Annotated in this window: 8 protein-coding genes; 3 read left to right on the plus strand and 5 right to left on the minus strand. The window is 70.0% G+C overall.

The window, feature by feature from the left end:
• Window positions 1–1523 (minus strand): ATP-binding protein (locus tag ON21_RS18295; protein WP_039799404.1); only part of this gene is annotated, 1523 nt, incomplete at its 3' end.
• 103 nt (window positions 1524–1626) lie between these two features.
• On the opposite strand from ON21_RS18295, the gene ON21_RS18300 reads away from it, so the two are divergent.
• Both ON21_RS18300 and ON21_RS18305 read left to right on the plus strand, forming a co-directional pair.
• The gene (locus ON21_RS18300) at window positions 1627–2307 is read left to right on the plus strand and encodes a hemerythrin domain-containing protein (protein ID WP_039799405.1); all 681 of its coding nucleotides are present in this window, start codon (window positions 1627–1629) and stop codon (window positions 2305–2307) included.
• 172 nt (window positions 2308–2479) lie between these two features.
• Window positions 2480–2893, plus strand: a complete 414-nt coding sequence (locus tag ON21_RS18305) for a PPOX class F420-dependent oxidoreductase (protein ID WP_039799409.1) — start codon at window positions 2480–2482, stop codon at window positions 2891–2893.
• 224 nt (window positions 2894–3117) lie between these two features.
• Here the strand turns inward: ON21_RS18305 and ON21_RS18310 are convergent, their stop codons facing one another.
• The gene (locus ON21_RS18310) at window positions 3118–4584 is read right to left on the minus strand and encodes an MFS transporter (protein WP_039799406.1); all 1467 of its coding nucleotides are present in this window, start codon (window positions 4582–4584) and stop codon (window positions 3118–3120) included.
• Window positions 4585–4798: 214 nt separating this feature from the next.
• Entirely contained in the window at window positions 4799–6073 is a 1275-nt protein-coding gene (gene cobA / locus ON21_RS18315) for a uroporphyrinogen-III C-methyltransferase (RefSeq protein ID WP_051020931.1), read from the minus strand.
• A 193-nt stretch (window positions 6074–6266) separates the two neighbouring features.
• Between cobA and ON21_RS18320 the strand changes: the two genes are divergently transcribed.
• Window positions 6267–6710 (plus strand): nucleoside deaminase, encoded by a 444-nt coding sequence (locus ON21_RS18320; protein ID WP_039799412.1) that lies wholly within the window; start codon window positions 6267–6269, stop codon window positions 6708–6710.
• 9 nt (window positions 6711–6719) lie between these two features.
• Here ON21_RS18320 and ON21_RS18325 read toward each other — a convergent pair whose 3' ends face one another.
• Window positions 6720–8078: a hypothetical protein gene (locus tag ON21_RS18325; protein WP_051020932.1), complete on the minus strand. Its 1359-nt coding sequence runs from the start codon at window positions 8076–8078 to the stop codon at window positions 6720–6722.
• A 65-nt stretch (window positions 8079–8143) separates the two neighbouring features.
• Window positions 8144–9496: a hypothetical protein gene (locus ON21_RS18330; RefSeq protein WP_039799407.1), complete on the minus strand. Its 1353-nt coding sequence runs from the start codon at window positions 9494–9496 to the stop codon at window positions 8144–8146.
• Window positions 9497–9732: the final 236 nt, after the last annotated feature.

The following is a 9732-nucleotide window of genomic DNA, read 5'->3' on the forward strand; positions in this document are numbered from 1 at the left end:
TCGCTGCGCAGCAGGCGCGCGATCTCGATGAGGTAGAACGGGTTGCCGCCGGTGCGCTCGTGCAGCGTCTCGACCACGGAGTCCGCCGGCGGGTTCTCGGCCAGTGCGGTGATGAGCCGACGGCTGTCCTCGATACCGAGGCCGTGCAGGCGGACCCGTGCGCGGACGGTGGTCGCCAGCGTCGCGAGGGCATCGGCGAGCGCGGGCGGCACTTCGTCCGGGCGGTAGCCGATCACGACCAGCGCGGGCACCCTCGCGGCCACCGCGGCGAGCAACGCGGCGGTTTCGGCGTCGCTGCGGTGCGCGTCGTCGAGCAGGATCGCGAGCGGACGGTCGGCGGCGACCGCGGTGAGATAGCCGCACACCGCCCGGTGCAGCAGGAAACGGCCGTGCGCGTGATCCGTCCGCGGCGGGTCCGCGCCGTCGGTGAGCAACGGGGCGAGTCCGGGCGCGAGGTCACCGGGATCGTGCTCGTCGACCAGGATGCGCAACATCTCGACCCAGGGCCACGCGGACGGAGCGGCCTCGTCTTCCGGACAGCGACCGAGCGCCACCCGGTACCCGGAATCCTCCAGTGCGTCGCGAAAATGGTGCAGCACGGTCGATTTGCCGCTGCCCGCCTCGCCCACCAGGGTCGCCGTCCTCGGCCCGTCGCCCTGCGCGGCGACGAACAGGGCGGCGAGTTCCGCGGCACGCCCGAGCAGCACCGTGCTCGACTCGGCGGCGGGCGCCTTCGGAGCCTGATCGGAGACGAAGACGGTCTTCTCGCGCACCGGAATCCGCTGGGCCAGGATGTCGGCTTCCAACCGGGTCAGCGCCGGGCCCGGATCGATGCCGAGCTCTTCGGCGAGTACCTCGCGGGCCTGCCGCAGCGCGGCGAGCGCTTCCGCCTGGCGTCCGGCCCGGTAGCGCGCCAGCGCGGTGAGCCGCCACGCTTCCTCCCGCAGCGGATGTTCCCGGCTCAGCACCTCGGCCTGGGCCGCGGCCAGCGCCGGTTCATCCAGCTCGAGCAGAACGGCTGCGAGCTGTTCCCGCGCGCTCGAACGCAACTCCTCCAGCCGCGCCGCCTCCGCGCTCGCCCACGATTCCTCCGCGTAGGCCGCATACGCCGGTCCCTGCCAGCGGGCCAGCGCCCGCTCCAGGGCGCGCCGTCGCGCACGCGGATCGAGCTGCCGCGCCGCGGCGTCCAGTTCGGCGCCGAAGACCCAGGCGTCCACCGCCTCGGTGTCCAAACGCACCGCATACCCGGGAGCGCGGCTGATCAGTACGGTAGCAGGCGCGCGCGGGGGCCGCCGCGGCTCGAGCAGCCGCCGCAGATTGGACACGTAGGCCTGTAGCGCACCCAGTGCCCGCGGTGGCGGCTCACCGCGCCACAGATCGTCGATCAGGCGATCGACCGAAACCACCTCGCCCCGCGCGACCAGCAGCCGTGCCAGCACACCACGTTGCCGCGGGCCGCCCAGATCGAGTTCACCGCGCTCGTCCGCCGCGGTCAGCGCGCCGAGTACCCGGATTCGAACCATGACCCGCCAAGTCTAGGGATGGCGGCTCTTAAGCGCGTCTCGAGCGAACTGCAAGCGACGGACAGCATGCTCGCCGAGGTCTTGACACCGACAGGAGCAGTTCATGAACACCACCACCACCACCGCGCCCGCGCGCCCCGACACCTACGACATGGTCGTCGTGCACAACGCCTTTCGCAGGCACTTCCGGGCTCTGCCCGACCTCGTCGCCGGAGTCGCCGCCGGTGATGTCGACCGCGCCCGGCGCCTCGTCGCGTTCCTCGACGAGCTGGGTAACGGCGTGCACGAGCATCACACCGGCGAGGACGAACTCATGTGGCCGCTGTTGCTCGAGCGCGCTCCCGCCGACGCGGCCCTGGTGCTGCGCATGGAAGAACAGCACGAGCGGATCGCCGAACTCACCGAACGCGCACACCGCGAAGCGGCCGAATTCGCCGCCGCGGCCGACCCTTCGGTCCGCGACCGGCTCGCCGTCACACTGCGTGCGCTCGCCGCCGCCCTCGACGAGCACATGGCCGAGGAGGAACGGCACGTCCTGCCGGTCGTCGAGAACGTGATGACCGCCGCCGAATGGCGGGCACTCGGCGAACGCGGCCGCGAGCACATGCCCAAGGACCGCCAACTGGTCTTCCTCGGCTTCATCCTGCAGGGCGTGTCCGGCACCGACCGCCGTAAGGTCTTGGCCGAGATGCCGCTTCCGGCACGCCTGGCCTGGCGTCTGCTCGGGCGTCGCGCCTTCGCCAAGGAGTACCGCGAGATCTATCGCGCCGACCCCGAGTGGTGAGCGGCCCGCCTCGATGCCTCAGCATGTTGCCGGTCGGGAATACGGGAGCGCCTGCGATCGTCGACCACGCGTCGACGTCGACGGATCGGCACACCGTCGGACCCACGCCGGCTTTTCGTCGGCCGAGCCGGAGGGGGGAATGCCCTGCCGCGCCCCGTTGTTCGCTCAGAACGTGACCAGCACCGCAGAGCTTTCCGACGATTTGAAGAAGTACCTGGACGAGGAGAGGGTCTTCGCCACCGCGGCCACGATCGGGCCCAACGGACAACCGCACCTGACCGTGATCTGGCTGAAGCGCGACGGCAACGACCTGCTCTTCTCCACCACGACCGATCGCCAACAGGGCAAGAATCTCGCGCGCGACCCGCGCATCACCGTGCTGATCAACCCGCCGGACAACCCGTACGTCTACGCGGAGATCCGGGGCAGCGTGACCATCACGCCCGATCCGGAGAAGACGCTGCCCGACGAGCTGTCGGCAAAGTACACCGGACAGAAGTACGCCGACTTCAACCCCGCCTCCGTCAACGACGGCCCGCGCGTCATCGTGCGCGTGACACCCCGGCGAGTCGTGGGCAGGTTCTGAATCCGCGATCTCCGGTCACCCGGCACGGCACCCGAGCCACAGTCATCACTTCGAAGCAACCACACATCTCGACCACGTCTTCCGAGCGAAGCGAGACCGAGCATTCGCCGTTCGCCGGCGGCTCGCGTCCGAGTGGCCACCGCGTCCGCGACGAAGGAGCAAGCGGCGGTCACTCGGACGCAGGCCACAAGGCCGCGAACACGCCGCGACGACGTCGCGGCAAATCAAGCACCGCCCTGTTGGGCTTCTTCCTGAGCGTGCTGGGCCATGGCCAGTTGCTGCGGGGTGAAGCGCAGGGTCAGGGCGACCAATGCGGCCACGAACGCGACGAGGGCACAGACGAACAGCACGAGGGTGTAGCCGTTGCCGAGCGCGGCGATCTCCGCGGGCGTCATCCCGGCCACCTTCTCGGTGCGGCCGCCGAGCGACAGGGTGCGGGAGGCGGCGATCGGGGTGAGCAGTCCGATGGCCACCGGCGTGGCCAGGTTCATGAACATCTGCCCGACCGCGGCCAGCGGGCCGATATTGGCCGGTGGCACGCCGACCAGCACGCACAGCGGTGCGAGCACCATGGCGATGCCGACGCCGAAGCCGATCACCACCAGCAGCGGCAGCAGCGTGGCGAAGTACATGACCTCGCCGTCGAGGGTCGAGCCGAACAGCAGGCCGACGCCCAGCACCACGGCCGCGCCCGCGAGCAGCCAGCGCGGCGCGATGTACAGCGCCGCCTTGGAGGCCACCGCGCCGCCGATACCGATGCCGACGGTGAACGGAATCGCCGCGACGCCCGCCTTGAGCGGCCCGTACCCGATGACGTTCTGCATGAACTGGGCGACGAAGAAGGTCATCGCACCCAGCACGCCACCGGCCAGGAAGATCAGCAGGAAGGTGGCGACGCGGTCCCGGCTGTCGAACAGCGACCACGGCAGCAGCGGGTCGTCCACCCGCCGTTCCAGCGCAACGAAGACGATCAGCAGCACGACGCCCGCGATCAGCGAACCGATGATCGCCGGATGTCCCCACCCCATCTCCGGCCCTTCGGTCGCGCCGAACACGATCGACGCGCAGGCGATGGTGCCCAGCACCGCGCCGGGAAGGTCGAGCGCCGAACGGTGATGTTCGGTGTCGGCGAGTTTGTAGGCCGCGCCGAGGATGATCAGCGCGCCGATCGGAACGTTGATCAGGAAGATCCACCGCCAGGACAGCTGGGTCAGCGCGCCGCCGACCACGAGGCCGCCGACGGAACCGATGCCGACCATCGAGCCGACGATCGCGATCGCCTGGTTGCGTGCCTTGCCCGGCGCGAAAGTCGTCGCCACGAGCGCGAACGCCGTCGGCGCCGCGACCGCCGCGCCCGCGCCCTGGAACGCCCGCGCCGCGAGCAGCATCGCCTGGTTCTGCGCCAGCCCGCACAACAGCGAGGCCAGGGTGAACACCGCGACACCGACAACGAGCATGCGCTTGCGGCCGAACGCGTCGCCGAGCCTGCCGCCGAGCAGCATCAGACCCGCGAAGGTGAGCCCGTACGACGTCACCGTCCATGCGCTGCCCGCGCTGGACAACCCCATCTCCTCTTGCAGCCGTGGCAGCGCGAAGATCACGACCGTGCCGTCGAGCACGACCATGAGCTGCAGTCCGCTCAGGACTAGGATCGCGAGCCCGAAGGCCCGCTGCGTCACTGGATACTGCATCGTCGCAGCGGGGTTCCGAAGCACAGTGAGTCACTGTAATTGATGCCGCTGCCGTATTTGTCCACCCACCGGCCCGGCCGGACCGACAACGGGGAGCTGTCCCGACCATCCCGCCGGGTCAGACCGACGTGGATTACCGACCACGTGTGGCGCCAGAAGGCAGCGGCAGCGGCAGCGGCAGCGGCAGCGGCAGCGGCAGCGGCAGCGGCGAACGCTAGCCCGCCGCGGAGTCGACGTGCGGAACGACCGCGTCGGCGGAGAATCCGGCGGTCGGGCCGATCACCACGATCGCGGGTGGGCGGATGCCCTCCGCGCGCACCCGTGCGGCCACCGTGCCGAGATCGGCGCGCAGCACGCGCTGGGTGCGCAGCGTGCCCTCCTGGATGACGGTGGCGGGCGTGCCCGCCGGGCGCCCGCCCTCCAGCAGCGCGGTGGCGAACTGTTCGATCCGCTCCACCGCCATCATCAGCACCAGGGTGCCGCGCAGGCGGGCCAGCGCGGGCCAGTCCACCAGCGAATCCGGGTGGTCCGGCGCGACGTGCCCGCTGACCACCACGAATTCGTGGGTGACGCCGCGGTGGGTCACCGGGATGCCCGCGGCGGCGGGCACCGAGATGGGACTGGTGACGCCGGGCACCACCGTGACCGGGACCCCGGCGGCCACGCAGGCTTCCAGCTCCTCGTAGCCGCGCCCGAACACGTACGGGTCGCCGCCCTTGAGCCGCACCACGAACTTGCCCGCCTTCGCGCCCTCGATCAGCGCGTTGTTGATCGCCTCCTGCGCCATCGCCCGCCCGTACGGGATCTTGGCCGCGTCGACCACCTCGACCTCGGGCCCGAGTTCGGCGAGCAGCTCCGGCGGCGCGAGCCGGTCGGCCACCACCAGATCCGCCCTGGCCAGCAGCCGCCGCCCGCGCACGGTGATCAGGTCGGGATCACCCGGTCCACCGCCCACCAGGGCGACACCGGGCGCGATCGGCGTCGAGTCGTCGCTCACCACACCGGATTGCAGGGCTTCCAGCAACGCGTTGCGCACGGCCGCCGATCGCCGGTGCTGCCCGCTCGCGAGCACACCGAGGGTCAGCCCGTCGTAGCGCGCGGTCGCCGGGGTGACCGCGGTGCCGAGCCGTGCCGTGTCGGCACGCACGCAGAAGATCCGCCGCCGGGTGGCCTCGGCCACCACCGCCGCGTTGGTCTCCGGTTCGTCGGTGCACGCGATCGCGTACCAGGCGCCGTCGAGATCGCCGTCGGCGTATTCGCGCAGCGTGACGGCGATCTGCCCGGAGCTCGCCATCCCCTCGACCGCGGGCGTGACGGCACGGCTCACCACGTGGACGTCCGCGCCGGAGGCGATCAGCAGGCCGAGCCTGCGCTGCGCCACCGACCCACCGCCGACCACGACGACACGCCGTCCGTGCAGATCGAGCCCGACCAGGTAGTTCGGGTCGCCGGTGGGCTGGTCTTGCGTTGCGTCTGACGTGTTCGGCACAAGTTTCGAGCCTACGGCCTGGCCATCCGGCACCGGCAATCGACCGGGTCGCCGCACGGCCGACGCGACGGCCATCGGGGCGAACCTACTGTGACCACCGGTAACAAGCGGATCCGCGGTCCGTGGCGGTAGGTTGCGGTGCAGTCGTCCAGCTCGGAAAGGCGGACCGATGAAGCAGCCGACACCGGCACGACTGCTCGACGTGGCCTACGAGGAGGCGCTGCGCGGGCTCGCCGAGGGCGGGATCCCGATCGGCGCCGCCCTCTTCGACGCGAGCGGCACCCTGCTCGGGCGCGGCCGCAACCGCCGGGTGCAGTCCGGCGACCCCAGCATGCACGCCGAGACCGACGCCTTCCGCGCGGCGGGACGGCGGCGCGATTACCGCGACACCCTCATGGTCACCACGCTCTCGCCGTGCTGGTACTGCAGCGGCCTGGTCCGCCAGTTCGGCATCGGCTCGCTGGTGGTCGGGGAATCGCAGACCTTCTCCGGCGGGCACGAGTGGCTCGCCGGGCACGGCGTAGCCGTCACCGTCCTGGAAGACCGGCGCTGCATCGACCTGATGACCCGTTTCATCGCCGAGCATCCCGCGCTGTGGCACGAGGACATCGGGTTCGCCGACGATCTCGAGGCCTGACCCCGGCGCTCAGCGGAAATACGGATACTCCTGCACCCAATGGAAACCGCGGCTGCGCAACGGGAAATCGTCGAGCGGAACCGAAGTCAGTGCCACCGAGACGGGCCGCCCGGCGAGCGTGCCCGTCAAGGTCAGCCGCTCGGGCGCGGGCCGGTCGAAGCCGAAACCGCCCAGGGGTTCCGGTGCGGCGCCGATGGTTGTCGGCGGCGCGGCCATGACCAGGGTGCGCGCGCCGGGATCGACTATGGCGAGCACCGGCAGCAACTGGCCGTCCATGCGTTGCACGGTGGTCCCGTCGCGGTCGAAAACAATCCGCTGCCAGCGGAACCCGTCGGTGGTCAGCGGCGGAAGCGGTTTGCCGTCCACACTGAAGTCGGTGACCGCCCAGATGCCGTAGAGCGGAGGTTCGGGTCGCCCCGCCCCCTGCTCGTTCCATCTTTCCCAGCCGGTGTAGGCGTTCGAGAACACCAGCCACACCCCGAGCGCGATCTGCACCGCGGCCGCGATCCGGTCGGCCCGGCGCGAGCGCAGCAACGCCGGCGTCGTCGACGGACCGGCCGGCCGGTCCAGCACGAGCACGTTCACCAGACGCCCGGCCTCCGGGGCGAGCAGCACCAGGCACGACAACACCAGGTGGAACGACAGGATCTTGGCGGGCACGTCGTAGGTCATGTCCAGCACGAACACCTGTGTCGTGCACACCAGGGCGAGCATCGCGCCCACCAGCGCGGTGCGCGGTACGAACAGCAGCACGCCACCGAGCAGTTCCGCGCAGCCGAGCAGGATCTCGTACTGCGGCGACACCCCGATGTGGTTCCAGAGCACCGCCATCGGACTGAAATTCCCGTAAGGCTCGAGCAATCGGCTCAGCGGTGTCGGCGGCATCTGGGTCGGAACGGCCTTCGCCATGCCGTAGGCGATCAACTGCCCGGCCAGGCACAAGCGCACGAACAGCAGGAACCACGGCTGTATTGCGCGGTAGTGCGGACGCTTCCGATCCAGCACGCTCCAGAGCAAGGTTCCGATTACCGCGACCACCAGGACGACGAACACCAGCACCCAGAAGTAGGCCTGGTCCCCACTGATCGAAGCCGTGTTCGCCGCGACGGAGGCATCGAACACCCGCGTTCCGGTCCACTCGACCACCGGCCGCAGCGCACGGGCGACACCGTAGTCGACCCAGTCCGGCAGCCATTCGCGCGTCAGCCCGAGGAACTCCGGGACGATCGACGGATATACCAGGCAGAACAGTCCGAAATACAGGAAGCCGGAACGGAACGCCACCCTGGTCGCCCCGCGCCACGGCCGGGCCTCGGTCTCCTGCGCGCTCGCGGCGAGGTCCGTCCGGTCCAGGATCGCTTCGGTCACGCGGCCCTCCAGTCCGAGTCGATGCAGACCGAAGGTATCGAAAAGCACGCTGGCCGAAGGGCATTTCAGCGGAAGTACGGGTATTCCTGAACGAAGTCGAAGCCCCGGCTGCGCAGCGGGAAGGAGTTCAGGTCCATTCGGTCGAGTGACAAGCTCACCGGCGTACCGTTCAGCTCACCCGTCATCGACAGCGTATCCGTGCCGGGCTGAGCGAAGGTGAACGCGCCGAGGCGGACCGGCGGCGCGCCCGCCGACTGTGGGACCTCCGACAACACGATGGTGTGCGCGGCCTCGTCGATCACCGCCACGACGGGCACGAACGAGTCGTCCATCTTCTGCACCGTCGTGCCGTGACGATCGAAGATCAGCCGCCGCCAGCGGCCGTCATCGGTGAGCAGCGGGGGCGCCGGATGCCCGTCCCTGGTGAACTCGCCGACGGTCCAGATGCCGTAGAGCGGAGGCTTCGGCGCGCCGTCACCCGACTCGCGCCAGGCTTGCCAGCCGATGTACACGCCACCGATCAGCACCCACAGACCCAGGGCCACTTGCACCGCCGCCGCGATCCGGTTCGCACGGCGGGAATCGAACAGCGGCGGCTGCGCGGCCGGTTCCGAGGGCCGCTCCAGCACGAGCACATTCGCCAACCGCCCGGCCTGCGGGGCCAGCACCACCAGCGAGAGCAGCAGCAAGTGGAACGAGAGGATCTTCACCGGCACGTCGTAGGTCATGTTCAGCACGAAGACCTGCGCCATGCTCACCAGGCTGAGCAACGCGCCCGCCGTCGCGGTGCGCGGCAGGAACAGCAGCAGGCCGCCGAGCACCTCGGCCGATCCGAGCAGGATCTCGTACACCGGAGCGGCGCCGACCTGGTTCCAGAGCACCGAGGCCGGACTCATCGTCCCGTACGGTTGCAGCAGCGCGGTCAGCGACGGCGCGGGCATCTGCGACGGAATCGCCTTGGCCAGACCGTAGAAGAGCATCTGGCCGCCCAGGCACAGCCGGATGAACGCCAGGAACCAGCCGCGCAGTGCCGTGTAGTTCCGGCGACGGCGATCGAGGATCGACCAGACGATCGTGATCAGCACCGCCGCGACGAGTTCGCAGAAGATCAGCAGCCAGATGGCGGCCTGGTCGCCGCTGCCGGAATCCTCGTGTAAGACGGCCTCGACGCCGAAGACGTGCTCGCCGACCCAGCCGACCAGCGGGCTCGTCGTGCGCATCTGCCACAGGATCGCGCTTTCCGGCAGCCACTTGCTCAGTATTCCGGTGAACACGAAGAGGATCTGCGCGAAAAGCAGGCAGAACAGGCCGAAATAGGCGAAGACGAAGCGGAACGCGACCCGGGCAGGCAGGCTCCACGTCCGCTCGTCGCCGGCCCGCGCCTCGCCGCTCAGGACATCCGTTTCGACGGTACTCACACCGCTCCCCTCGCCGACCGACAGATTCGCCAGCCGAACGTATCCGACCAGGTCATGGGATGACCTCCGGGAAAACCCTGGATTTCCGGGTACTTCTTTCGGCCTACGTGCCCACCCCACCGAGCGGCGCGGGATTCGTTCCCGGTTCCGGCCCGCCAATAACTAGAACGCGTTACAGTCGCGTATCCCCGGCGCGCCGCCAGCGGTGCACCCGGGCCGCACGTGTCAGGAGGAAT

Source organism: Nocardia araoensis NBRC 100135, assembly GCF_000308435.1.
GTDB lineage: Bacteria > Actinomycetota > Actinomycetes > Mycobacteriales > Mycobacteriaceae > Nocardia > Nocardia araoensis.